The organism is Paracoccus aeridis, assembly GCF_004923205.2.
GTDB classification, from domain to species: Bacteria; Pseudomonadota; Alphaproteobacteria; order Rhodobacterales; family Rhodobacteraceae; genus Paracoccus; species Paracoccus aeridis.
Map to the genome: position 1 here is coordinate 1 of NZ_SELD02000006.1, position 23,789 is coordinate 23,789.

The 23,789-nt window shown below is 69.1% G+C and carries 16 protein-coding genes and 1 pseudogene; 8 read left to right on the forward strand and 9 right to left on the reverse strand.

The window, feature by feature from the left end; all coding sequences use genetic code 11:
• Together ELI80_RS02515 and argS are read right to left on the reverse strand one after the other, a co-directional pair.
• On the reverse strand, positions 1 to 891 hold an 891-nt coding region (locus tag ELI80_RS02515), incomplete at its 3' end, for an SPOR domain-containing protein (RefSeq protein WP_136649426.1).
• Between the two features lie 78 nt (positions 892 to 969).
• Complete coding sequence (gene argS / locus ELI80_RS02520; protein ID WP_136649629.1) at positions 970 to 2,715, reverse strand: arginine--tRNA ligase; 1,746 nt, start codon at positions 2,713 to 2,715, stop codon at positions 970 to 972.
• Between the two features lie 180 nt (positions 2,716 to 2,895).
• On the opposite strand from argS, the gene ELI80_RS02525 reads away from it, so the two are divergent.
• The 8 genes from ELI80_RS02525 to ELI80_RS02560 all read left to right on the forward strand — a co-directional run bounded on the left by ELI80_RS02525 (position 2,896) and on the right by ELI80_RS02560 (position 15,449).
• Positions 2,896 to 4,728, forward strand: coding sequence for a metallophosphoesterase (locus ELI80_RS02525; RefSeq protein WP_136649427.1), 1,833 nt, complete (start codon positions 2,896 to 2,898; stop codon positions 4,726 to 4,728).
• 473 nt (positions 4,729 to 5,201) lie between these two features.
• Positions 5,202 to 6,626: a DUF6212 domain-containing protein gene (locus ELI80_RS02530; RefSeq protein WP_136649428.1), complete on the forward strand. Its 1,425-nt coding sequence runs from the start codon at positions 5,202 to 5,204 to the stop codon at positions 6,624 to 6,626.
• The gene (locus ELI80_RS02535) at positions 6,623 to 9,298 is read left to right on the forward strand and encodes a glycosyltransferase (RefSeq protein ID WP_236641291.1); all 2,676 of its coding nucleotides are present in this window, start codon (positions 6,623 to 6,625) and stop codon (positions 9,296 to 9,298) included. Before ELI80_RS02530 ends, ELI80_RS02535 begins: the two co-directional genes overlap by 4 nt.
• Positions 9,299 to 9,300: 2 nt before the next feature.
• Positions 9,301 to 9,855 carry a hypothetical protein gene (locus ELI80_RS02540; protein ID WP_136649429.1) on the forward strand — a complete coding sequence of 185 codons (555 nt, stop codon included), beginning with the start codon at positions 9,301 to 9,303 and terminating at the stop codon, positions 9,853 to 9,855.
• A gap of 55 nt (positions 9,856 to 9,910) precedes the next feature.
• Positions 9,911 to 11,509, forward strand: coding sequence for a hypothetical protein (locus tag ELI80_RS02545; RefSeq protein WP_136649430.1), 1,599 nt, complete (start codon positions 9,911 to 9,913; stop codon positions 11,507 to 11,509).
• Positions 11,506 to 12,792, forward strand: coding sequence for a glycosyltransferase (locus ELI80_RS02550; RefSeq protein WP_136649431.1), 1,287 nt, complete (start codon positions 11,506 to 11,508; stop codon positions 12,790 to 12,792). The genes ELI80_RS02545 and ELI80_RS02550 overlap by 4 nt, the downstream gene beginning before the upstream one ends.
• 48 nt (positions 12,793 to 12,840) lie before the next feature.
• On the forward strand, positions 12,841 to 14,055 hold the full coding sequence (locus ELI80_RS02555; protein WP_136649432.1) for a polysaccharide pyruvyl transferase family protein: 1,215 nt from the start codon (positions 12,841 to 12,843) through the stop codon (positions 14,053 to 14,055).
• A gap of 23 nt (positions 14,056 to 14,078) precedes the next feature.
• On the forward strand, positions 14,079 to 15,449 hold the full coding sequence (locus ELI80_RS02560) for a glycosyltransferase family 2 protein (protein ID WP_136649433.1): 1,371 nt from the start codon (positions 14,079 to 14,081) through the stop codon (positions 15,447 to 15,449).
• Here ELI80_RS02560 and ELI80_RS02565 read toward each other — a convergent pair.
• The 7 genes and pseudogenes from ELI80_RS02565 to ELI80_RS16310 all read right to left on the reverse strand — a co-directional run.
• Positions 15,440 to 16,099 carry a sulfotransferase family 2 domain-containing protein gene (locus tag ELI80_RS02565; RefSeq protein WP_136649434.1) on the reverse strand — a complete coding sequence of 220 codons (660 nt, stop codon included), beginning with the start codon at positions 16,097 to 16,099 and terminating at the stop codon, positions 15,440 to 15,442. The genes ELI80_RS02560 and ELI80_RS02565 overlap by 10 nt on opposite strands.
• 188 nt (positions 16,100 to 16,287) lie before the next feature.
• Entirely contained in the window at positions 16,288 to 19,443 is a 3,156-nt protein-coding gene (locus ELI80_RS02570; protein WP_136649435.1) for an efflux RND transporter permease subunit, read from the reverse strand.
• Positions 19,444 to 19,446: 3 nt separating this feature from the next.
• Positions 19,447 to 20,775, reverse strand: a complete 1,329-nt coding sequence (locus ELI80_RS02575) for an efflux RND transporter periplasmic adaptor subunit (RefSeq protein ID WP_201740530.1) — start codon at positions 20,773 to 20,775, stop codon at positions 19,447 to 19,449.
• 69 nt (positions 20,776 to 20,844) lie between these two features.
• Positions 20,845 to 21,486 (reverse strand): TetR family transcriptional regulator, encoded by a 642-nt coding sequence (locus tag ELI80_RS02580; protein ID WP_136649436.1) that lies wholly within the window; start codon positions 21,484 to 21,486, stop codon positions 20,845 to 20,847.
• 149 nt (positions 21,487 to 21,635) lie between these two features.
• The gene (locus ELI80_RS02585) at positions 21,636 to 22,484 is read right to left on the reverse strand and encodes a ferredoxin--NADP reductase (RefSeq protein ID WP_136649437.1); all 849 of its coding nucleotides are present in this window, start codon (positions 22,482 to 22,484) and stop codon (positions 21,636 to 21,638) included.
• Positions 22,485 to 22,541: 57 nt separating this feature from the next.
• Positions 22,542 to 23,066, reverse strand: coding sequence for a DUF934 domain-containing protein (locus ELI80_RS16305; RefSeq protein WP_438943050.1), 525 nt, complete (start codon positions 23,064 to 23,066; stop codon positions 22,542 to 22,544).
• Positions 23,040 to 23,786 (reverse strand): annotated as a pseudogene (locus ELI80_RS16310) (phosphoadenylyl-sulfate reductase); the annotation flags it as partial. The pseudogene ELI80_RS16310 and the gene ELI80_RS16305, both read right to left, overlap by 27 nt.
• Between the last annotated feature and the right edge of the window lie 3 nt (positions 23,787 to 23,789).

Consider the following 23,789-nt stretch of genomic DNA (forward strand, 5'->3'; position numbering starts at 1 on the left):
CGCTGCGGCGGCTGCCGGCGCGGCCGTGGCGGCGGATGCGGCGCGGCGGGGGCGCGGCGCCGGGCGGGGCGACGAGGCCAGCGCACCCGGCGCGGGCTGGACGCCCGCTTCGGTCAGCGCCTGCGTGATCGCGGTGTCCTGCGACTGCGCACCGTCGAGATCCGTCACCGCCTCGTTCACCGCATCTTCCGCGGCGGGCGCATTCGACAGCACCGACTCGTCGGTCGCCATCTCGACGGCGGCAAGGTCGCTTGCCTCGGCGGCGGCGGCGTCTGCCGCGGCCTGTTCGGCGGCGCGGCGCGCGGCCTCGGCGTCGCTCATGGCGATCACGTCGCGCGCGTTCGGATCGGCGGGGATTTCCTCGGTCAGGGCGGTCGCGCGGGCGGTCGCGCCCAGCTTGCCCATCGCGACGTCGTCGGCGGTCAGACCCGTGGGCCCGGGCGCGATCGCGACCTCGGACACCGGGCGCGGTTCGGCGCCGGCCGCGATCTGGTTCACGGCCAGGCCGCTGCGTTCGGACAACTGCCCGCCGGGCTCGTCCGGCGCGGTGCGGGATTCACCCTGCACGGCGCGGATCACCGGCACGCCCGACACGTCGCGGACCACCAGCTGATAGCCCCAGACGACGAGAAACAGCACCAGCAGGACCGAGACCAGCGCGCCAAGATAGTGCGTCAGCCGCGCGACCCGCCCGACCAGCGTGTCGCGGCCCGTCAGCCCCGCCGCGCCCTCGTCGGTCGCGAAGCGCCCTTCGTCCCAGTCCTGGTCGTCGGTCCAGTCGGCATCGGCATGGCCGTGCGCCTGGCCGGGCGCGTAGTCATGGTCCGCATAGGAACCGGCGCCCCGATGCGAGCCGTCGAATCCGCCAGAGCGGAAATCCACCACTGTCATGTTCTGTCCTGCCCGTTTTGCCGGTTGACCCGGCTTGTCCGTTGACCGCTCAAGTCCCCCGGGCAGGCCACGCCTTGTTCAGCGCATTTCCTTTGCCGGAGTGACGCCCAAGATACCCAAACCCGCCGCGATTACAACGGCAACGCTTCGGACCAGCGCCATTTTCGCAGCCGTAGTGGCAGGATCGCCATCCTGCACGAACCGGAGTGCCGGATCGTCGTTGCCCCGGTTCCAGAGCGCGTGCAGGTCGGACGCGAGGTCGTAAAGATAGAACGCGATCCGGTGCGGCTCGTGCGCGCGGGCGGCGATCTCGACCGTGCGCGGCCATTCGGCCAGGCGGCGGACAAGCGACAGTTCGGCCGGGTGCGAGATCCGGTCCATGTCCGCGCGGGCGAGAGCCCCGTCCGCGACGTCCACGCCACCCTCGGCCGCGCGGGTCAGCACGCTGTTGATCCGGGCACTGGCATACTGGACGTACCAGACCGGGTTGTCCTTGGACTGCTCCAGCACCTTGTCGAAGTCGAAATCCAGCGCCGCGTCGTTCTTGCGCGTCAGCATGTGGAAACGGGTCACGTCACGGCCCGCCTGCTCGACCACGTCGCGCAGCGTGACGAAGGTGCCGGCGCGCTTCGACATCTTGAAGGGCTCGCCGTTCTTGTAGAGCTTGACCAGCTGGATCAGCTTGACGTCCAGCGGCACCCGCCCGCCCGACAGCGCCGCGACCGCCGCCTGCATCCGCTTGACGTAGCCGCCGTGGTCGGCACCGAAGATGTCGATCAGCTGGTCGAAGCCGCGGTCGATCTTGTCCCAGTGATAGGCGATGTCGGGCGCGAAATAGGTCCAGCGCCCGTCCGATTTCCTGACCGGACGGTCCACGTCGTCGCCGTAGGCGGTGGAGCGGAACAGCGTCTGCTCGCGCGGCTCCCAGTCCTCGGGCAGCTTGCCCTTGGGGGGCTCCAGCACGCCCTCGTAGATCAGCCCGGCCTGATCCAGCCGCTCGATCGCGGCCTCGATCCGACCGGTGCCGTAGAGCGCCTTTTCCGAGGAATAGACGTCCATCTCGACCCCGAGCAGCGCGAGGTCGGCCCGGATCACCTCCATCATGTCTTCCATGGCGATGTCGCGGAGCTGGTCCAGCCATTCGGATTCCGGCTTGTCGAGCAGGCTGTCGCCGAAGCGATCCTTCAGCGCCTCGCCCACCGGGATGAGGTAGTCGCCCGGATACAGCCCCTCGCTGATCTGCGGCTCGAGCCCGTGCGCCTCGCGGTAGCGTTCATAGGCCGACCGCGCGAGCACGTCGACCTGCGCGCCGCCGTCGTTGACGTAGTATTCGCGCGTGACGTCGTGGCCCGCGAAGGCCAGCAGGTTTGCGAGCGCGTCCCCGAACACCGCGCCGCGCATGTGGCCCACGTGCATCGGCCCGGTGGGGTTGGCGGACACGAACTCGACGTTGATCCTCTGGCCGCTGCCCGGCGCGATGCGGCCGTAGCCGTCGCCCTGGGCGAGCGCCGCGCGCAGCACCTCGTGCCACTGCCCGGTCGCGAGGCGCAGGTTCAGGAAGCCCGGCCCCGCGACCTCGGCCGAGGTGATGCGCGGATCCGTGCCCAGCCGTGCGGCCAGCGCGTCGGCGATGTCGCGGGGCTTTGCCCTCGCGGGCTTCGCCAGCACCATCGCCGCGTTCGTGGCCATGTCCCCGTGCGCGGGGTCGCGCGGCGGCTCGACCGCGACGGCGGCAAGGTCGAGGCCCGCGGGCAGCGCCCCCTCGTCCATCATGGCGGTCAGCGTATCGACCACGAGCGCGCGGATGTCGGCGAAAATGTTCATCATCAGGTCCCGTCTGTTGTCCGATCCGATACCGAAAGCCCCCGCTCGCCGCAACAGCGGGGCCATTCCGGGTGCGTCCGGCGCGCAACGACCGCGGGACGCGGGTTATGCCTGCGCTTGCAGCCGGCCGGGCCCGCACGGCAGATGGAACGGAGCCGAACACGGAGGAACAACCGCCGAATGAACGGACCTGACCCGACCTTCCAGGCGGCCGACGTGCTGGTCGACCTGCGCATCCTGGCCACGACCGACCTGCACATGCACCTGCTGCCGCAGGACGACTTCACCGGCCGCCCGGCGCCCGGGCGCGGGCTGGCGGGCGTCGCCACGCTGGTCGAGCGGGAACGGGCGACGCATCCCAATACGGTCCTTCTCGACAACGGCGACGTCCTGAACGGCAGCCCGGCGGCGGAGTTCCTGGACCCGCGCCTGCCCCACCCGATGATCGCGGCAATGAACGCGTGCCGCTATGACGCGGCGACGCTGGGCAATCACGACTTCGATGCGGGCCCCGCGGCGCTGGTCGCCGCGCTGGCGCAGGTACGGTTCCCGTTCGCCGTGACGAACGCGACGCTTCGAGGCGCGCGGGGGCGGATCGCGCCGTTCGTGGTGCTCGACCGGCACGTCACGGACCGGGCCGGGACCGCGCACCCCCTGCGGATCGGCGTCGTGGGCTTTCTTCCGCCGCGCACAGTCGCGTGGAACCCCGGTCTCGCCGCCCGACTGCGGATCACCGACCCGGTGGAGGCGGCGCGCGCCGCCATCCCGCTGCTGCGGCGGGCGGGGGCCGACGTGATCGTCGCGCTCTGCCATTCCGGGATCGGGGCAGGTGCGGACATGACGATGGCGGACGATGCAGCCGTGGCCGTCGCCTGCCTCGACGGGGTCGACGCGGTGGTCGCGGGGCACACGCACGCGGTCTTTCCGGGGCCGGACCATGCGGCCTGCGACAAGGTCGATCCGGTCGCGGGCACTCTGGGCGGCAAGCCGGCCGTCATGCCGGGCTTCTGGGGCTCGCACCTCGGGATCATCGATCTTGCGCTGCGGCGGGACGGCACGGGGTGGCGGGTCGCGGAAGGCTCGGGCAGGATCGAGCCCGCGGGGGACGCGCCCCCTGCCCCGTTGCCCGCCCCGGCGCTGCACGGCCTCGCCTCCGCGGCCGCCCGGATGCAGCACCGCCTCGCGCGCACGGCCCGCCCGATCCACAACCACTTCGCGCTTCTGGGCCACGACCCGGCCACCGGGATCGTCGCGGCGGCCCAGCGCTGGCACGTGCGCCGCGCGCTGCGCGGCCGCCCGGCGTCGATGCCCGTCCTGTCGGCGGCTGCGCCCGGCCGCGCTGGAGGGCGCAGCGGCCCGCATCATTATACCGACATCCCGCCGGGTCCGATCACCGCGCTGGCGCTGTCGGACCTGTGCCCCTGGCCCAACCGGCTCTGCGCGGTCGAACTGACCGGGGCAGACGCGGCCGACTGGCTGGAACGCGCGTCCTCGATCTTTGCGCGACTGCGGCCCGGAGCCGGGGACCACCCGCTGATCGACCCACGCTTCCCCGGCTACAACTTCGACGTGATCCACGGCCTCACCTGGCGCATCGACCCGAGCCAGCCCGCGCGCTACGGGCCGAGCGGCGAGCTGATCGACGCCGCCGCCCGCCGCATCACCGGCCTGCGCCACCTGGGCAAGACGGTCGCGCCCGAGGACCGCTTCATCCTCGCGACCCACGGGTTCCGGCTGGCAGACGGCGGGCTGTTCGGCCCGCTCGCCGCCGGCCTGCGGACGGTCTTGGTGGACGGCCCTCCCGTCCGCGACGTGCTGCGCCGCTATCTCGGCAGACGTCGCAGGCTCGACGACCCCGCCCCTAAACCGTGGCGCTTCGCCCCCCTCCCCGGCACGACGACGGTGTTCGACACCGGCACCGGCGCGCTGGCCCACCTGCCGGACCTCGACGTGCCCTGCGAGCCGGTCGGCACGACAAGCGACGGCTTCTTTCGCCTTCGCGTCGGACTTTGAACGACCGACCTGCTGCTGAAGAAGGACGACAGCCACGCGGGGCTTGTCGTCGAGGCGGCGGGCCCGGGCCGCCCATGTAAAGGCGGCGCCGGAGGATTCTGCTTCTCCGCGCTGACCGAGGGATTGATCGCCACTATTTGCAAGGAAGCAGCCTGCGCTGGATCGCATCGTCGGCTACCTCTGGGCGATAAGGCCTGATCTAAGCCACAGGCTGAACGCGCGAGATAGCCCGCCACTCGCGCTGCCTGCCCTGCCCCCCGCGGCGGCCGGACGCGGCAAGAAGACCACACGTCGCAGTTGATCCACGGAATAGTTAACACACCCCTTCCAACCGTCACCGCGGTCAACTAAGGACGCGGCGAGGGGTGGCACGGTCATGTTCTCGTTGTGAGTTGAAGATTGCTGCCGAGTGATCGTGGGCGGCGTGGTGCGCCCTGCGGTCGGTATGTTGCCCTTTGGGAAGAGTGCGGAGCATGTTCACGTTCATCGTTGATGGACGCGTCGGGGAAGTGGCGCGCGGGGTCCTGCCCGGGAACGCCGGGGTCGAAGTGATCGACCCGGCGGACGGCCCGGTCGGGCCCGACTATCTCGTCGACCGGCCCGTGCTCGCCTCGATCGCGCTTGCCGGTCGCGCGGGTGATCTTCATGCCGCCCTGGGTGCCAGCACGCACGCGCAGCTCCCCGTGGTCGAGCTGGATCCCGAACATCCCCAGGCCGGCGGGACGGAGTTGATGCGGCTGCTGATGGACCAGGTCGCCGCGTCCCATCGCCATATCGGCGAGGCGCGCGCGGCGGCCGCGCAGCTGCGTTCCGAAGGCATCGGCATCAAGACCCGCCTGCGCGAGATCGAGGCGCTGCTCTACAGCCTCGGCAGCCCGCAGTTTTCCAGGGCGCTGAGCTGGCAGCCGATGGGCGCCATGCTGAAGCTGACGTCGGGGCAGTCGGTCGGACAGGCCCTGCCGATCAGCGCGGTCGGCCTTTCCGCGATCGACCTGTGGTTCCCGCAGGTGGTCATGCCCGAGATCGCGGGCCTGGCCGCGGCCGTCGAGGACGGCGCCGGCAATGCCTATCCGCTTCAGCCGGTCAGCCCCGACATGGGGCTTGAAACGGGCTGGCTGCGCTTCAGCCTGGCCGAGCCGATCGTCGGGATCGGCCGCGACTGCCGGCTGAAACTGACCTGGACCGGCAGCGGCAGCATCTCGCTGGGGCTGAGCCAGCCGGTTGCGGACCCCCGCTTCCGCGCGACCCTCGACACCGGCGGCGGACCCGAAGAGACGCTGGCGCTCGGCGCGTGGCAGTCGGTGGGCGGCGTGCGGCTGCCCGCCTGCGCCCCGGTTTTTTCCAACGGCCGCGCCGGATCGGTCCGCGAGGCGGACTTCGTCCGCCCGTCGGCCCTGCCCGCGCCGGAACTGTTCGCGAGGCCGCCGATGGCCGCGGACCATGTATCGGCCGCCTTCTGGGGGAAGGAGGATGCAATCCTCGTTCATCCCTCGCGCAGCGGTCCGGCCTGCGCGATCCTGCGCGACATCGACCTGGCGGGCCTGTCGCACGTCTGCGCCCTCGTGACCGTGGGGCACGAACGGGCGCCGAGCCTCAACTTCGCGGTCGGCGTCGCGCCCCACGGGATGGTGGATGAGGACGGGTTCTGGCAGTACCACCTCGGTCCCTGGATGACGGGGCTGCCGCCCAACGGGTGGGGTCAGGCCCACTGCATTCCCGTGGAACCGATCACGGGCAAGGCCGACATCCTGCTGGCGACGTCGCTTGCAACCGACACGCCGAACGACTTCAGCTGGGGCCTGTTCCGCGGCTTCCGCTTCGCGCGCCAAGCGCAGGAGGACACCGTCGCGGCGCCCCGGCACAAGGCCGCCGGCAAGCAGAGGGCGGCAAGGACGTGACGCGGACCAGATGCGCCGTCACCGCAGGCAGCCCGTCCAAGCCCCCGCGTTCGCGGCGGACGGAGCCTGCAATCACGGTCGTCATCCCGATCAAGGGCCATCCGGTCCTGCTTGACGATGCGATCGCATCAGTCCAGCGCGAGATGCAGGCCGGGACGATCCAGCGCCTGATCGCGGTCAACGACGGCTGCAGCTACCCGGAAACGCTGGAAAGCCTGGCCGGCTGGCGGGCGCTGCTGGGCGACGGCATCCGCGTCCTGCACTGCAGCAACGCGGGCCTGAGCGCCGCGCGCAACCGCGGGATCGAGGCCGCGCTGAAGGCAGATCCCAAGGTCGACGCGGTCTTCCTGCTGGATGCGGACAACATGCTCGCGCCCGGCGCCGGCGCGGCCATGTGCAGGCTGCTCAAGGCGAACCCGCAGGCCGACTGGCTGTATCCCGATTTCGACTTCTTCGGGCAGGACGGGCATTACATCACCGACCGCAGCTACGAGCTGCTGTTTCACGCCCACATCAACGTCTGCGAGGCCGGAAGCCTGATCCGCCGCCGGGTGTTCGACGCCGGCATCCGCTTCGACGAGGGCATGCGGCGCGGCTATGAGGACTGGGACTTCTGGCTTTCCGCGGCAAAGGAGGGGTTCCGCGGACAGGCCGCCGCCCAGCCCCTGCTTCTCTACCGCAAGCGTCCCGTGAGCATGCTGAGCAATTCGCACGATGCCGACCGCGAGTTGCGCGGCTATCTTGAAAAGAAGCACGACTGGCTGTTCAACACGCCGCGACTGCTGGAACTCGAGGCAGAGCGCTTCCCCCGCTTCGCGGTGATCGAGGGCGAAGGGGACACCGCCCGGCTGCAGACCGATCCGGGGCAAGGCCACGAGATCACGCTGAAGGAACTCGAGCGCCGGATCATGGCGCACTTCGCCGAACCCTTCGCCAACCACGCGCCGGCCTATCTCGTCTTCCTGCGCGAGGGGGTTTCGGCGCGGCTGAGCGAACACCGGCTGCTGCACGGCTTCTTCTGGAATGCGGAGCGGCGCTGGGTCCGGTGCGAGGACCGGCCGAACTTCGACCTGTTCTACCTGGAAAGCTCGCCCGGCGGCCACACGATCAGCATGGACCACAGCGCCGACCGGCTGGCGGACGGCGTAGTGATCGACCTGAACGCGCTCCACGATCTCGCCACGATCTCGAACGAGGATGCGCTGCGCCGCATCGACCAGGTATCCTCGGGCTTCCGCGTGCGCGGCTGGTCGATGACGCTGGAGCGTATGACCAGGCTGAACGACCGCACCGCCAGCGCACCGGAACTGCTGCGCAGCTTCGTTCTCCAGCTGAGCCGCAGCCGCTTCCGCGCGTCGCTGGACCAGCGCTGGGAATGGCGCGAACAGGGCGGCGCCGTCGATCGCGGGACCGCCGTGCAGATCCCGCGCAAGGTCTCGGACGGCGGTGTCGTGTTTCCGCTGCTGAAAAATCCCCGGCAACGTGACGTCGCCTTCGTCCTTCCGATCTTCGATTTCGGCGGGGTCGAGAAGGTCGTGGCCTCGATGGCGCGCGAACTTGCGCAGAACGGATACCGCTGCCACCTCGTCACCGCGAGCGACCGGCCGATCCATCCCGACGGCTGGGCGCTGCAGGCCTTTGCCACGGTAAACTGGATGCCCGACGCCAGCGCCATCGACTGGACCGGGACCGAATTCCTGGGCACGGCCGAGCCGAGCTGGGGCAACAACCGCGAAAAGGCCGACCTGATCGGGCTGCTGTCCTCGATGGACGTGGTGATCAACGCCCATTCGGGCGCGCTGCACAAGGTGGCCGATCACCTGCGCCGGCGCGGGATCATCATGATCGACCACGAGCACCTGCTGGAGCGCAGCACCTACGGCCGCAACTACGGCCCGCCGAAACTGGCACTGGCCTACGAATATGCCTACGACCTGATCCTGACGTGCTCCGAGGCGCTGCGGACCTGGCTGCATGGTCATGGCATCCCGCGCGAAAAGCTGATGGCGGTGGTCAATGCGCCGGGCTATCCGCTGCCCCCCGGCACGGCCCGCAAGGTCATGGAGGACCGGGCGAAGCGCGATCCCTCCAAGCCGCTGCGCGTGCTTTTCATGGGCCGGCTGGACCCGCAGAAGGGCGTGCACCGGCTGTCGGCAATCTACAACGCGCTCGCGCTCAGGGCGCCGCAGATCAGCCTGACCATCGCCGGCGGCTCGGTCGTGGACACCCACGGCGCCGAGTTCTCGTTCCCGCGCGAAACCCGGATGATGGGACCGGTGCGCGGGCAGGATGCGCTGACCCGCCTTCTGGCCAACGCGGACGTGATGGTCCTGCCCTCGCACTACGAGGGCCTGCCCCTTTCCGTGCTCGAGGCGCAGCGCTGCGGCGTCGTCGTGGTGGCCACGGATGTCGGCGCAATGGACGAGGCGATCGAGCACGGCAAGACCGGCTTCATCCTGCCCGAGGCCGGGTGCGAGGACAGCTTCTTCCGGATGATCACCGAACTGGACCGGGACCGGGCGCTTCTGGCCCGGGTCTCGCGCAATTCGGCCAGCATGGCGCGCGACTGGTCGCTGGCGACCGCGCCCCTGCTCGCCTGGCTGAAACGACGGGCGGGCGGCGTTGCCCCCGAAGGGAACAGCCTTGACCAACTTGAAACCTGCAGGAGCTAGACGTGACGACTCTCTATGAAGCCGCAATGCGCAATTTCCGCGCTGCAGCCGATGTTCTGGAAGCACTCCGGTCCGCCCGAGTCGACCTGCTGGGCGAAGCCCGCAACGGGCTGACCGGCCGTCCGCGCCTGGCCCTGCGCGGCGGCTACAACGACGTGACGTCGGCGTTCGGGGCCTGTCTGCCGGCCAGCGGCCGGGCCGAGATCCTGGGCTCCGAGGACGGCACGGCGGTGGAACTGCGCTGCACCGGCGCCGACTGGCTGACGCTGGAAGGCACGCTGTCGGACGACGGAACGGCCGAACTCTGCTACGTCGAGATGGAGGTCGGCTCGGACCGCCCGATGGTCGCCGACGTCTTCCTGCGCGAGTTCGTCATGGACGGATCGGTGCGCGACTCCGGGCACCGCGAAGTCCATCTCGCCCCCGGCGCGGCCACCGTCTGCAAGCTGGCGCTGCACGACGTCGCGGACGACGTGACCGGCCGTCGCGTGATCATCCACCTGCGCCAGCCCGCCCCGCGGGTGATCCTGGAACGCCTGGCCGTCACCCTGACCTGACCGGACCCATGCAGATCGCGACACCACTCATCAGGACCCCGGAAGGTCGTGGGCAATGCAGATGAACCTCGACTTCTGCTTCATCGACGACGCGGGCGTCGTCGCGGTCGCCGGCTGGACCACCGAGGTCCAGCCGCAGCTGCGCCTGCACGTCGATGACGAGACCCTGGCGCCCGTCGCGATCACGCGCCACGCCCGGCGCGACCTGCGCAGCAGCGAACCCCTGGGGCTGGTGGCGCTGTTCGACCTATCGGGCCTGCGGGGGGATACCGATCCCGCGCGGGCGACGATCCATCTGGCCGAAGGGTCGGACTACATCGAAATCCAGCCGGACCGCCTGGCAGAGGACGCGACCCGCCTGGTCGAGATCGGCGTGGACGAGGTGTTCTTCGCGCTTCTCCGCCTCATCGCGCAGCGTCGCGTCGTCCTCGCGGACAGGCGCATGGCAGGCGAGATCTACGGACGGCTGCGCCTGGCGCCGTCCGCCGGGCGCGAGACCGAGAACCGCATTCTCGGCATCGACAGTTGCCAGATGGCCCCGTCCGGGCAAGGCGCGGTGATCGGGTGGTACCTGTCCGCCCGGGTCTCGCCCGAACCGATCTGCGCGCTGGCGATCGCGGACGGATCCGTCGTGCCCGTCGACATCCTGTCGGGCAGCATGGCGCGGTCCGACCTGTCGGCCTACGCGCCGCGCTTCCGCTTCAGCGGCAGCGACGGCTTCTGCGGCGGATGGCGGTTCCCCGGCAAGGTCGACGGTGCCGCGCGCCTGCTGCTGATGCTTCCCGACGAATCCTTCGGGCCGGGTGTCATGGTCGCGGTGGATACCGTCCCCGCAGCGGATCTTGCCCGGCACGTCACGCAGGCGGCCCTGGGGATCGAGGACATGGCCGACCGCGGCAGGCTGCGCCGGGCCATGCTGCCCGCTGCGCTGCCGACCCCCCGCATGGACATGGAGGACTCCGGCACGGCTGAGCCGGGCGAGGCGGAACAGGGCGAGACTGAACTGGGCCGGGGCGACACGCTCCTGATCCTCGACCACGACCTGCCCGACTGCGACCTGCGCGACGTCCTGCGCCGGATCGGGCCGCATCTGACCGGCCCGCTGTCGCTTCATCTGCTGCGCCCGCGCCTCACGCCGGTCCTGCAGAACGCGGTCGAAGGCGCCGCGCGCGAAATGGCGGCCGGGCTGCACCTTCGCGGTGCCTCGCTAGCCATCGCCCGGCCCGGGGACAGTCCCGCCCGCGTCGTCTTCGCCCGCAGCTCGACCCTGTTCCAGTTCGACCCCGAACCGATCTTCACCTCGGCGCGGCCCATCGTCACCCTGCTCGACCCGATCGGCACGATCCTCGCCGCGCCCCAGGCCACGGCCGATCGTTTCGCCCGCGACCTGCTGCCCTTCGTGCTGTCGGTGCCGGGCGCGCTGTTCCACGCGCTGCTCGACCAGGTCCCGGCCATCTTCCTGACCGAAGAAGCCAGGGTGCGCCTGCTGGCCGAAACCCTGATCCTTGAAGGACAGGCCGTCCTCACCAGGGTCGACTGCCATTCCTTCTTCGAAGGCAAGTCCGGCCCCCATGCCCAGAGCTTCCTCGACGGAAGCGACTGGCACGCCTTCGACGCCCGGAGCCGCCAGCTCATCGAGGAGGCCGGCGCATGAGCCGTATCGTCATCGTGTCCCATTCGCACCCCAACCTGCGCTACGGCGGGGGCGAGGTCGCGGCCTATCGCCAGTTCCAGCACCTGCTGACGCTGGGCGAGGACGTGTTCTTCGTGGGCTCGACCATCGGCCCCGAGGACAGCGCCAGGTTCTTCGGCCCCAGCCAGCAGGTCATCAGCTTCGGGCCGCGCGACTTCTGCCTGCGCGGACGGGGCATGGACGGCTTCGTCATGGAGCAGGCCGAGATCCGGGACGAGGACTGGATCTTCGAGTTCCTGCTTGCGCTCAGGGGCGACGTCTATCACTTCCACCACTTCTGGAACATCGGCGCGGGCACCATCCGCCGCCTGCGCGCGGCGCTTCCCGAGGCGAAGTTCATCTGCACGCTGCACGAGCTGACCGCGATCTGCGCCAACCACGGCCAGATGGTGAAGCGCTCGGGCGAGCTCTGCTACGCCGGGAGCGAGGTCGCCTGCGCGGCCTGCGTGGCCCGCCCGCCGATCGACTTCGTCCTGCGCCGCACCCGCATGCTCGAGATGCTGGACCTGTTCGACCACCTGCTGTCGCCCAGCGAGTTCCTGCGCCAGAGGTTCGAGAACTGGGGCGTTGCCCCCGGCCGCATCGCCGTGATCGAGAACGGCCTTGACCATCACGACGGCGCCCGCCCCGAGACGGAGGCCGAGCTTCTGGCCAAGTCGCGCCGCTTCGCCTTCTTCGGCCAGGCGACGCCGACCAAGGGGCTCGACGTGCTGATCCGCGCCGCCGCGCTGATCGAGGCGGCCGACGAGGAGCTGGAGCAGCCGCTGAGCATCGAGATCCACGGCGTTGACAAGGACGGCTTCACCCGCATGTGGCCCGACCTCGCGGTGCCCGCCTGCGTCCATTTCCGCGGCCGCTACCGCCCGCAGGACTGCGTGGACATCATGCGCGGCTACGGCTGGATCATCATCCCGTCGGTCTGGTGGGAAAACTCGCCCGTCGTCATCCAGGAAGCCCGCGCCGCCGGCACGCCGATGATCGCGTCGGACATTGGCGGCATGGCCGAGAAGACGGCGGGCTGGGGCGTGCCGTTCCGCGTGGGCGACGCAGGCGCGCTCGCGCAGGCGATCCTGTCGGTGCATGGCAGCCCCGAGACGCTCGCCGAGTACAGGGCGCGGATTACGCCGCCGCTGGACCTCGCGGGGTTCGAGAGGGAGTGGCGGGACGCGTGCGGGCTTGGGCGCGGGCAGAACCTCGCGGGCTTCTCGCAACCGCAAATGAAGCGCAGGCAGGCTGATGGCTGAGCAGGGTAAGCTCCGGTCGCCGCAACGAACGAACAAGAAGGTGACGTCATGAAAGTTGGTTTGCTCTGGGAGAGCGAGGACTGCGGTCTCTACTCGAACGAAGACTTCGACACGCTGTTCCGCCAGGTCGGAAACAACAACGGCAACCTGGCCTTCGTGCATGCGGTGGCAAGCCAGATCGACGCCGAGATCAGCGTTTATCCCTGGCACGTCGATCCCGAACTGCTGAACAAGGAAGTGGATTTCGTCGTCATTCCGTGCGCGAACCAGCTTGGGGATCACACCGACCTCGGCCGCCTGGGTGAGCGGTTTGCCACCGTCAGGAAGCCCATCGTGGCAATCGGGCTGGGCGCGCAGGCAGAGGATTTTGCAGAAGACATCCGGCTGACCGCGGGCACGAAGGCCTGGCTGGACATGCTCATCGAGAACGGGCGCCGGCACGGGATCCAGAACATCTACACGCGCGGCCCCTACACCTCGGACCAGATCCTCAAGCTGACCGGCGCGCAGACCCTCGCGAACGGCTGTCCGTCGCACTTCATCGATCCGCGTCCCGATCTGGGGCAGCGCATCGAGGCAAGCTGGACGGCGAGCCCGCTTCCGCAGCGCATCGCCGTCGCTGCCGGTCACGAGTCGTGGGAGAACACGCGAGAGATCGAGCAGCAGCTCATCGCGCTGATGATGGATCCCCAGTTTCCCGGCGTCTACATCGTTCAGTCGATGGAAAGCATGGTCATGCTCTCGCGTGGCCTGTTCGACCGGATCGATCCCGACGCCCTGAAGCGGATCCACAGCCATACCGTGCCGCACTACACGGTCGAGCAGTTCAAGACCTGGGCACTCAACTACGCCCGGTCGTACTATGACGTGCCGGCGTGGATGGACGAGCTGCGTCGCCACGATCTCCTGATCGGGGCACGGTTCCACGGCGCGCAGCTCGCCATCCAGGCGGGCCGGATGGCGTGTACCGTGACCGTCGATACCCGCACCGAGGAAATGTGCCGGGAAACCGGCGTTCCCTTCCTTCGCGCGAGCGAGCTGAAGGCCCCGCTGACGCGGGTTCGGCTGAAGGAGATGATCCAGTTCGACGGCGAGGCCTATGACGATTACCGAAGCCGGAAATGCGCGCGCTACGTCGATTTCCTGAAGGGCTGCGGTCTCAAGCCGTCCAGGTTCCTGCTCGATATCGCTGGTGACGGAAAGGCGGACGGCCGCGTTCCCGCCCCGACTGCCGTCGACCAGGTCGTCGCAGCAGCAAACTGATACCACCGTTTCCCGAGAGTAAGATGTCGAACCCCGCCCCCAAGATCGCCGTCGTAGCAATCGTCAAAGACGAAGGACCGTATCTCGAGGAATGGGTGAACCATTATCTCTCGATCGGCGTGGATCACATCTTTCTCTATGACAACGGCAGCACCGACAACACCGCCGCGGTGCTTCGCAAGTATCTCAATCATGGTTTCGTCACCCACCTCAACTTTCCCAAGTTCTACGGGCAGATCGAGGCTTACAACCACGCCATTTCCCTGTTCGGGCATCACTTCGACTGGATCGGCTTCTTCGATGCAGACGAGTTCCTGGTCATCAAGTCGCACCAGGATGTCAAATCCTACCTGGCCGACGTGCCGGTCGATTTCGATCAGATCAAGATTCCCTGGATGGTGTTCGGCTTCTCGGGACACAAGGAAAAACCCGCGGGTCTTCTGTCGGACAACTATCGCCACGCGGCCCCGCCGGACCCGAACGGCAGGACGGTAATCAACTGCAAATCCTTCGTGCGGCCGGCAAACGTCGGCAAGTTCTACTGCCACGCCGGCCAGGTCGGCGAGGGCAAGACATGCGATGCGGATTTCGCCCCCTCGGACAATGGCGGCAGCCTGCAGAACCCGTCCTACAAGAGCGCGCAGGTCAACCACTACTACACCAAGTCGGAAGCGGAGTTCCTGGCGCGAGTTTCGCGCGGGACCGCCGACGGCACCGTGAAGCACAGGTTCGGGATGGAGCGGGACCGCAACTACTCGTTCGTGGACGATGCCTACCAGGTCCATTGCTCGGACGGCCTGCGGCGGACGTACGACAGGATCGCCGCGCTGCCGGAAGAGCCGATGCGCTTCGGCGTCGGGTTTTCGTTCAAGTACCACGTTCACGACGGGACGATCTGGGACTTCGAGCGGGTCCTTTCAAATCACCTTCACGGCGTGAACGACCTGAAGAACACGTTTGCCGCATATCGCAAGTTCATGTGGGGCTTCGGCGGCGTGATCTTCCTGCCGGAAACCCATGAGTTCGACATCGCCGAATTCGTGAACTCGTCGCATTTCGCCGACTTCGAGAGCAAGAAGCGCATCGAGGTCCAGTTCATCGGCGAGTCGGAAGGCGACGGGATCGCTTTCGTGAACATCAACACCAAGAAATCCCGGCGCGTGTTCACGTTCGGCGAGATCACCTATCCCGAGACCGACGAGAAGACGCCTCACGAGATCACCGTCACGATGAACAACTCGGTCCGCAGGATACCGATACGGGGTATAACGGCGGGCAAACACGTCTTCGTGTTCGAGGCGTCCCATGGCTACGTCTCGGGGTACAACAACGCGCTGACGGTCAAGGCAGACAATGCGACCCTCGGCAAGTTCGCGACCCTGCTTCAGCCCTGAGCGCCCTCGAAATACCGTCCGAACGCCCGGTAGTCCTCGGCATAGAACTGCCGCAGCGTGTCGATCTCGCGCCGGCCCAGGTCGTCCACGCTCAGCTTCGGTCCCCCGGTCTGCAGGCGGCCCACCGTCAGCCGCCGCCCCGCGACCGCCGACAGGTCGGCGACCATGTCCTCGATCTCGGACATGCGGTACACGCGCGTATAGTAGCCCGCGTCCGTCCCCGCGAAATCGACCAGGGGGCGGGCGTGGTGGTCGATCGATTCCACCGCCTTCATGTAGCGCGGCAGCTTCGTCACGAACTCCTCCAGCCCCGGATCGGGGGCGAGGTCGTGGGCGAAAAGCTCCTTGCGGGCGTTCGCCAGCGACAGTTCGCGGTGGTGGACGACGCGGTTGCCGTAGGCCGACAGCAGGCGCTGGATCGGATCGCGGACGAGGATGAGCCTGCGGTAATCCGCCAGCCGCCCGGCCTGCTTCGGGTTGAACAGCACCGATGCGTAGACCTTATGGATGTGGAATTCGCGGCCGTTGTGCCTGAAGGGGACGAACTCGCGCCCGTTCTCGATGTCGAAGAACACCATCTTCAGCGACGTGCACGCGGTCTTGGGGACCGGGGTATAGCTCAGCTTCAGGTCATCAAGGACAATCGGCATGCTGCCTCCTTCCAGGGCTGATGGCGGCCATCCGGCGTCCCCGCCTTATCGGGCAACCGGCGCAGGAAGGCCAGCCACCCGACGCCACCGCGCGGGACCGGCGGTCCCGGCCCCTGCTCAAACGGCCCCGGCATGAAAAAGGGCGCCCCTCGGCAGGGCGCCCTCGTGATGTCACCGATCCTTCCGCCTCAGGCGGGCCGCGCCGTCGCGGCCGGCCTGCGGCGCGAGAAGATGCGGGCGATCAGGACGAAGAACACCGGCACGAAGATCAGCGTCAGCGTGGTGCCGACGACGGTGCCGAAGAACGTGGCGTAGCCGATCGCCACCCGCGCCCCCGCGCCCGCGCCCGAGGACAGCAGAAGGGGCACCACCCCCAACCCGAAGGCCAGCGAGGTCATCAGGATCGGGCGGAAGCGGATCCGCGCGGCCTCGCGCACGGCGTGCAGGGGATCCTCGCCCATCTTCTCCATCCGCTCGCGCGCGAATTCCACGATGAGGATGCCGTTCTTGCCGGTCAGCCCGACGATGGTCAGCAGCCCGACCTGGAAGTAGACGCCGTTCGTCTGCCCGCCGAGCCAGGCGCCGATCAGCGCGCCGAGGATGCCGACCGGCATCGACAGCAGCACGGCAAGCGGGATCGTCCAGCTTTCGTAAAGCGCGGCAAGGCACAGGAACACCGCCGCCAGCGCCAGCGCGTACAGCGTCATCGCGCCGGCCCCGGCCTCCTTCTCTTCCAGCGAAAGGCCGGTCCATTCCAGTGTGAAGCCGGGCGGCAGCTCGGCCGCAAGGCGCTCCATCTCGGCCAGCGCCTCGCCGGTCGAGAAGCCGGGCGCGGCGCTGCCGTCGATCGCCATGGACGGCACCGCGTTGTAGCGCGACACCTGCTGCGGGCCGTTGACCCAGTCCTGGGTGGCGAAGGTCGAGAAGTCCACGAACTCGCCGTTCGCGTTCTGCACCCGCCAAAGCGCCAGGTCCTTCGGCGCGGTCCGCGCCCAGGGCTCGCCCTGCACGTACACGCGCTTGATGCGGCCGTCATAGATGAAGTCGTTGACGTAGGTCCCCGACCAGATCGTCGACAGGAACGACCCGACTTCGGCGGCGGTGACGCCGACCGCGCCCGCCTTGGCCCAGTCGATGTTCAGCTGGAACTGGGTCGCGTCCTCGACCCCGCTGGGGCGCACCGCGGTCACGACCTGGCTCTGCGAGGCGAGGCCCAGAAGCTGGCTGCGCGCGGCCAGCAGCTCCTCGTGCGACTGGCCCGCGGCGGCGGTGAGGATTCCCGAAAAACCATCGGAGTTGCCGAGTTCCAGCACCGCGGGCGGCACGATCGGGATCACCAGCGCCTCGCGGATGCCGCCCATCAGGGGACCGAAGGCGCGGCCGCCGATCGCCTCGGCAGAGGTCCCTTCCGCCGTCCGTTCTTCCCAGTCGGCCAGGCGGACGAACATCATGCCGACGTTCTGCCCCTGCCCTGCGAACGAGAAGCCGCGCACCGAAAAGACCGACTCGACGTTCTCCGCCTCGGCCGTGGTCCAGTAGTTCGAGACGCGGTCCAGAACCGCCTCGGTCGCCTCGGCCGTGGTGCCCGAGGGCGCCTGCACGAGGGTCATGATCGCGCCCTGGTCCTCGCCCGGCAGGAACGAGGTGGGGGTGCGTTGGTACATGAAGATCATGCCGGCCACGATCAGCCCGTAGACGATCATCATCCGCACCGGCCGGGCGGTCGTCACCCGGACGACGGAGCCGTAGCCACCGGTCAGGCGGGAAAACACCCGCTCGAACCCATTGCTGAACCCCGTGCCGAGGCGGCCGAGCCAGCCCTGCCGCCGGGCGTGGCCCTGGGCGTGGGGCTTCAGGATCGTCGCGCACAGCGCCGGGGTGAATGTCAGCGCCACGAACACAGACAGGAGCATGGCCGACACGATGGTGACGGCGAACTGCTTGTACATCTCGCCCGTGGAGCCGCCGAAGAACGCCATCGGCACGAACACGGCCGAGATGACCAGACCGATGCCGACCAGCGCGCCCGAGATCTCGTCCATCGACTTGCGCGTCGCCTCGACCGGCCCCAGATGCTCGTCGCGCATGATCCGCTCGACGTTCTCGACCACCACGATCGCGTCGTCCACCAGAAGCCCGATCGCCAGCACCATCGCGAGCATCGTCAGCGTGTTGATGCTGAACCCCAGGACCGCCATGATCCCGAACGTCCCCAGGATCACCACGGGCACGGCAAGCGTGGGGATCAGCGTGGCGCGGAAGTTGTGCAGGAACACCAGCATGACGAGCACGACGAGCGCGATCGCCTCGATCAGCGTATGGATCACGGCCTCGATCGAGATCAGCACGAACGGGGTCGTGTCGTAGGGGATCACGAACTCCGTCCCGGCGGGCAGCAGTGCGGACAGCCGGTCGAGATGCGCCTTGACGACCGTCGCGGTGTCGAGCGCGTTCGCCCCCGACGCAAGCTGCACCGCCATGCCCGACGCGGGATTGCCGTTGTAGAAGCCGGCGATCTCGTAGCTTTCGGTCCCGAGCTCTGCCCGCGCGACGTCGCGCAGCAGCACGAGCCCGCCGTCGGTGTCGGCGCGCAGGACGATCCGCTCGAAATCCTCGGGCGTGCGCAGCAGGGACTGCGCGGTGATGGTCGCGTTCAGCTGCTGGCCCTGCGGCGCGGGCATCGCGCCGAACGCGCCGGCCGAGATCTGCGCGTTCTGCGACCGGATCGCAGCCACGATCTGGTCGGGCGTCATGTCGTAGTATTTCAGCTTCGTCGGATCGAGCCAGATCCGCATCGCGTATTCGGTCCCGAACACCTGCACGCCGCCCACGCCTTCCAGCCGCGAAAGCGAGTCGACGACATACGAGTTGAGGTAGTCGTTCAGGTCGATCGCCGAACGCGCCCCGTCCGTGGACACGAGCCCGATCACCATCAGGAAGCCCGATCCCGACTTCTGGACCGTGACCCCCTGCCGCGCCACCGGCTCGGGCAGGCTCGCGTTCGCCTGCGCCAGCTTGTTCTGCACCTGCACCTGCGCGATGTCCGCGTCGGTCCCTAGCTCGAAGTTGAGCGTGATCGTCGCGCCGCCGGTCGAGGTGGTGCTGGAGTTGATGTAGCGCAGCCCGTCAAGGCCGGTCATCTGGCGCTCGATCACCTGCACGACGGTGTCGGAAACGGTTTCCGCCGAAGCGCCCGGATAGGCCGCGTTGATGACGACCGAGGGTCCGGCGATCGTGGGGTACTGCGAGATCGGCAGCCGCAGGATCGCGAGAACGCCGAGCCCCATGATGAGGATCGCGATGACCCATGCGAAGATGGGCCGGTCGATGAAGAAGCGGGGCATGGATCAGTTTCCTTCCGGCGCCGCGGCTTCCGCGGGTGCGGCGTCCGCCGGGGCGGCCCCGGCCGAGGCCCGTGCCGGCGCTTCCCCGGGTTCCTGCGGCGCCGCGGGTGCGGCTTCGGCCGGGGCCGGCTGGGACGCCGGCGCCCCTGCGCCGCCATCCGCCGCTGCAGCCGCCGCTTGGGCCGGGGCCGGCGCGCTCGGCGCGACCTGGACCGGGGCGCCGGGTCCGGCCTTCTGGAACCCCGCGGTGATGATCTGGTCGCCGGGTTCCAGGCCGTCGGTCACGACCCAGTTGTTCGCCTCGGACGTCAGCACGGTCAGGTTCCGCACCGCGACCGCTCCGTTCTCCACGACCCAGACCTGCGGCGTGCCCTCGGCATCGCGCATCACCGCCGACATCGGAACCAGGTAGGCCGCCTCGTCGTGCAGCTGCGGCAGCTCGACCTCGACGTAAAGGCCCGGCAGCAGCAGCTTGTCGGGGTTCGGGAACGCGATCCGCAGCGTGATCATGCCGGTCGTCGGCTCCACCTGCGGCTCGGCCGCGCGCAGCTCGCCCGTGACCCCGTAGGTGTCGCCGGTGGGCAGGATCAGCGTGGCCTGCCCGGTCGCCAGCGCGCCGCCCCGCTGTTCGGCCTGGCGCCAGCGCAGCAGGTCGTTAGCCGATTGCGTCACGTCCACGTAGACCGGGTCGAGCGAGCGGATCGTCGTCAGCGCCTCGGGCTGCTGGGCTGCGACCAGCGTGCCGGGCGTCGCCTGCGAGAAGCCGATCACGCCAGAAACCGGCGCCCGGATGGTGGTGCGCTCAAGGTCGATCTCGGCCGCCTGGAGCCCGGCCTGCGCCAGCTGAAGCGCCGCTTCCGCCGCGTCGCGGGCCGCGATGGCGCTGTCGCGGCGCTGGCCCGGCGTGGTGTTGTTGGCAAACAGCTCCTCGGCCCGCTCGGCCTCGCGCACGGCCAGATCGTAGTTCGCCTGCGCCTGCGCAACGCTCGCGCGCGCGGCTGCCGTGGCGGCAATGTAGGTGTCGGGTTCGATCTCGTAGAGCGCCTGCCCCGCCTCGACCTCGGACCCTTCCTCGAAGCGGCGCTCGCGGATGATGCCCGATACCTGCGGACGGACCTCGGAAATGGTCGATGCCTTGATCCGCCCGGGCAGCCGCGCCGTCATCGTGTACTCGGTCGGCTGCGCCACCACCACGGTGACCGACGGCAGCGGCTGGCCGCCGGGATCCTGCGCAAGCCCCGCGGCGGGCGCGAGGCCGATCAGGATCGCGCCGGCAAGGCGGCGTGCGACGGGGGTGGCGCGGTTAATGCGCGAGGGATGGATGCGAAGCATGACGGGCTTTCGGATGATCGGAACGGGCGTGGGGACGTAAAAGGCGCAGGCGTGTCTGATGGTGGGCGCTCAGGCCGGTTCGGTTGCGGGCCCCGCGCGCGGGGGGTCGCGGTCGGTTCCGCGCAGCATGGCGACGTGGCGGCGCAGCAGGGTCTCGCCCCGCGCGGCGAGCGGGAAGGTCTTGCCGGACCGCAGCCACTGATGCAGCAGGCCGCCGATCGTGACGCTGACGAACACCGCGGCATCGGCGGCGCTGAAATCGTCGTGCAGCATACCCTCGTCCTCGGCCCGCGTCATCACGCGCAGGATGAGCGCGTCGAGTTCGGCGTCGATCCGCGCGAGGTTGGCCCGGCCCTCGCAGCCGATGGTCAGGTCCGACATGATCCGGAACATCCGCTGCTTGCCCTCGTCCACCTCGAACTCGCGCAACGAGGCGACGCCGGCGTCCAGAAGCGAGCGGAGCGGGTCGCTGCACATCTCGGCCGCCGTGGTCAGGATCTGTTCCTGCGGCAGCAGCGACCGGGCATAAAGCGCGCCGAGAAGATCCGCCTTGTCCTTGAAGTGCCAGTAGAAAGCACCGCGGGTGACGCCAGCCGCGCGCGAGACGCCGTCGATGGTGGCGACGGCGTAGCCCTGTTCGCAGAAGATCCGCTCGGCCGCGTCGAGGATGGCGGTGCGCGTCAGCTCCGATTCTTCCTTGGTCCGGCGCATGGCAACATCCCCTGTTCGCCGCGCTTATATACAGACACTCATGGATGTAAACCGCGCTTCGCAGCCCGCCAAGGCCAGCCTCGAAACGACAACGGCGCGGGCCGAAGGCCACGCGCCGTTGCGAGAAGGTCAAGAGAACGGCGTCGGGGTCAGCCCACGAACGCCTTTTCCACCACGTAGTGCCCGGGGTCCGAATTCGCGCCCTCTGCCAGCCCGAAGCCCTCCAGCACGCCCTTGATGTCGATGTTGAAGTCGAGCGAGCCGCACACCATCGCCCGATCGGTGTCGGCCGAGATGCGGTCCACGCCGAGATCGCGCAGCGCCTCGCCCGAGCGCAGCAGGTCGGTGATGCGGCCCATCTTCGCGCTCTCCTCGCGCGTCGTGGTCGGATAGTAGCGCAGCTTGTCGCCGACCAGCTCGCCGATCAACGGATCGTCGGGCAGCGCCTCGACGATCTCGCGGCCGTAGGCCAGTTCCGCGGCCTTGCGGCAGGTGTGGGTGACGATGACCTGATCGAACCTCTCCCACGTCTCGGGCTCGCGCAGGAGGCTCGCGAAGGGCGCAAAGCCGGTGCCGGTCGCGAAAAGCCACAGCCGCCTGCCCGGCAGCAGCGCGTCGTGGACGAGCGTGCCGACGGGCTTGGGGCGCAGGATGATCCGGTCGCCCGGGCGGATGTGCTGCAGCCGCGATGTCAGCGGGCCATCCGCGACCTTGATCGAATAGAACTCCAGTTCGTCGTCCCAAGCCGGCGAGGCGATGGAATAGGCGCGCAGGATCGGCTTCGCCTTGCCCGTCACGGGGTCGGGATCGCCCATCAGGCCGATCATCACGAACTCGCCCGACCGGAAGCGCAGACTCGGCGGGCGCCTGCAGCGGAACGAGAACAGCCAGTCGGTCCAGTGCTTCACCGCCGTCACCTCGGTGGCGTCGGGAAGGGCGGTTGCGACCGGCTTGGCATCAGGGCTGTCGGCGATCGGGGTTGCAGTGATCTGGTTCATGACGTCCTCGCGGCCTGGCGCCGCATCTGATGGTGTCGGGAAAGGGCTGCGGAAGCGTCAGCCCCGCAGCCGGGCCTGGTAGTCGTGCGCGCGCCAGCGGGCGCGGGCGAGCCACTGGTCCTCGGGCTGGCGCGCGGCAAGGTCGGCCGCCACCTCGACCTCGTCGAAGCCCGACCGGCGCGCCATCGCGTACTGGTCCGCGATCACGCCGCGCGCCCGCAGGCGGCCGGTGTAGCCCATCTCGCGCAGGCGCCGCGCGATGGTGAAGCCGCGCCCGTCGGAGAACGACGGGAAGTCCACGCGGATGATCCGGGCTTCGTCCAGCCGGGCCGCGAGCGTTGCGGGATCGGCGTCCGGGGGGACGTCCACGGCCACGGACGGCGCGCCGCCGAGGTCGGCGAGCGCGTCGAACGGACCGTGCCAGTCCTCGGCGCTGAACCCGTCGTCGCGGGCGATCAGGTGGGTGGCCGCCGCCGCATCCGCCGGGCCGCCGGCCAGCGCCGCATCCTCTTCCGTCACAAGATCCTTTGCCACAGTCTTCTCCGTCGTCGTTCCGTCGGTCTTCGGGGCCGGGCCGCGCACCATGCGCCCGTTCACGAAATGGATGCCGCATTCTTCCTTGGCCTTGCCGCGCCAGCGCCCGGCGCGCGGGTCCTCGCCGGGCCTGACCGCCGTGGTGCAGGGCGCGCAGCCGATCGAGGGGAACCCCTTCGCGACCAGCGGATGGCGCGGCAGGCGGTTGTTGTCCATGTAGTCGCGCACGTCGTCCGGCGTCCAGCAGGCGAGCGGGTTGATCTTCAGCCGCGATCCGTCCGGCTCGAAGAACTCGAGCGCGGCGCGGGTGCCGCTTTGGAACCGCTTGCGGCCGGTGATCCACGCGTCGAACGACGCGAGCGCGGCTTCCAGCGGCCGCACCTTCCGCAGGGCGCAGCAGGCGTCGGTGTCGCGGGCGTTCAGCGTGCCGTCGAGATCCAGCGCCGCAACCGCGCCCTGATCCGGGCGGATCACCCGCAGGTCGGTCAGGCCCAGGCGGTCCGCCACGTCGCGCTGGTAGTCCAGCGTTTCGGCAAACAGCATCCCCGTTTCCAGGAACAGCACCGGGCGGCGGCGGTCCATCACCGACAGCATGTGCAGCAGCACGACCGATTCCGCCCCGAAGGACGACACCAGCGCAACCTGGCCCACCGAAGGGTCGTCCAGAGCGCGGCTCATGACCGCGAAGGCGGAGTGGTTGCGATAGGCGGCGTTCAGCCCGGCCGCACGGTCGGCCAATTCCGCCGAGGTCGCGCCGGCAAGATCCATGGG

Coding starts and splice junctions, on each gene's coding strand:
- ELI80_RS02550 (WP_136649431.1), top strand. CDS start 11,506: ATGAGCCGTATCGTCATCGTGTCCCATTCGCACCCCAACCTGCGCTAC.
- ELI80_RS02580 (WP_136649436.1), bottom strand. CDS start 21,486: ATGCGCCGGACCAAGGAAGAATCGGAGCTGACGCGCACCGCCATCCTC.
- argS (WP_136649629.1), bottom strand. CDS start 2,715: ATGAACATTTTCGCCGACATCCGCGCGCTCGTGGTCGATACGCTGACC.
- ELI80_RS02530 (WP_136649428.1), top strand. CDS start 5,202: ATGTTCACGTTCATCGTTGATGGACGCGTCGGGGAAGTGGCGCGCGGG.
- ELI80_RS02585 (WP_136649437.1), bottom strand. CDS start 22,484: ATGAACCAGATCACTGCAACCCCGATCGCCGACAGCCCTGATGCCAAG.
- ELI80_RS02565 (WP_136649434.1), bottom strand. CDS start 16,099: ATGCCGATTGTCCTTGATGACCTGAAGCTGAGCTATACCCCGGTCCCC.
- ELI80_RS02570 (WP_136649435.1), bottom strand. CDS start 19,443: ATGCCCCGCTTCTTCATCGACCGGCCCATCTTCGCATGGGTCATCGCG.
- ELI80_RS02525 (WP_136649427.1), top strand. CDS start 2,896: ATGAACGGACCTGACCCGACCTTCCAGGCGGCCGACGTGCTGGTCGAC.
- ELI80_RS02560 (WP_136649433.1), top strand. CDS start 14,079: ATGTCGAACCCCGCCCCCAAGATCGCCGTCGTAGCAATCGTCAAAGAC.
- ELI80_RS02545 (WP_136649430.1), top strand. CDS start 9,911: ATGCAGATGAACCTCGACTTCTGCTTCATCGACGACGCGGGCGTCGTC.
- ELI80_RS02555 (WP_136649432.1), top strand. CDS start 12,841: ATGAAAGTTGGTTTGCTCTGGGAGAGCGAGGACTGCGGTCTCTACTCG.
- ELI80_RS02575 (WP_201740530.1), bottom strand. CDS start 20,775: ATGCTTCGCATCCATCCCTCGCGCATTAACCGCGCCACCCCCGTCGCA.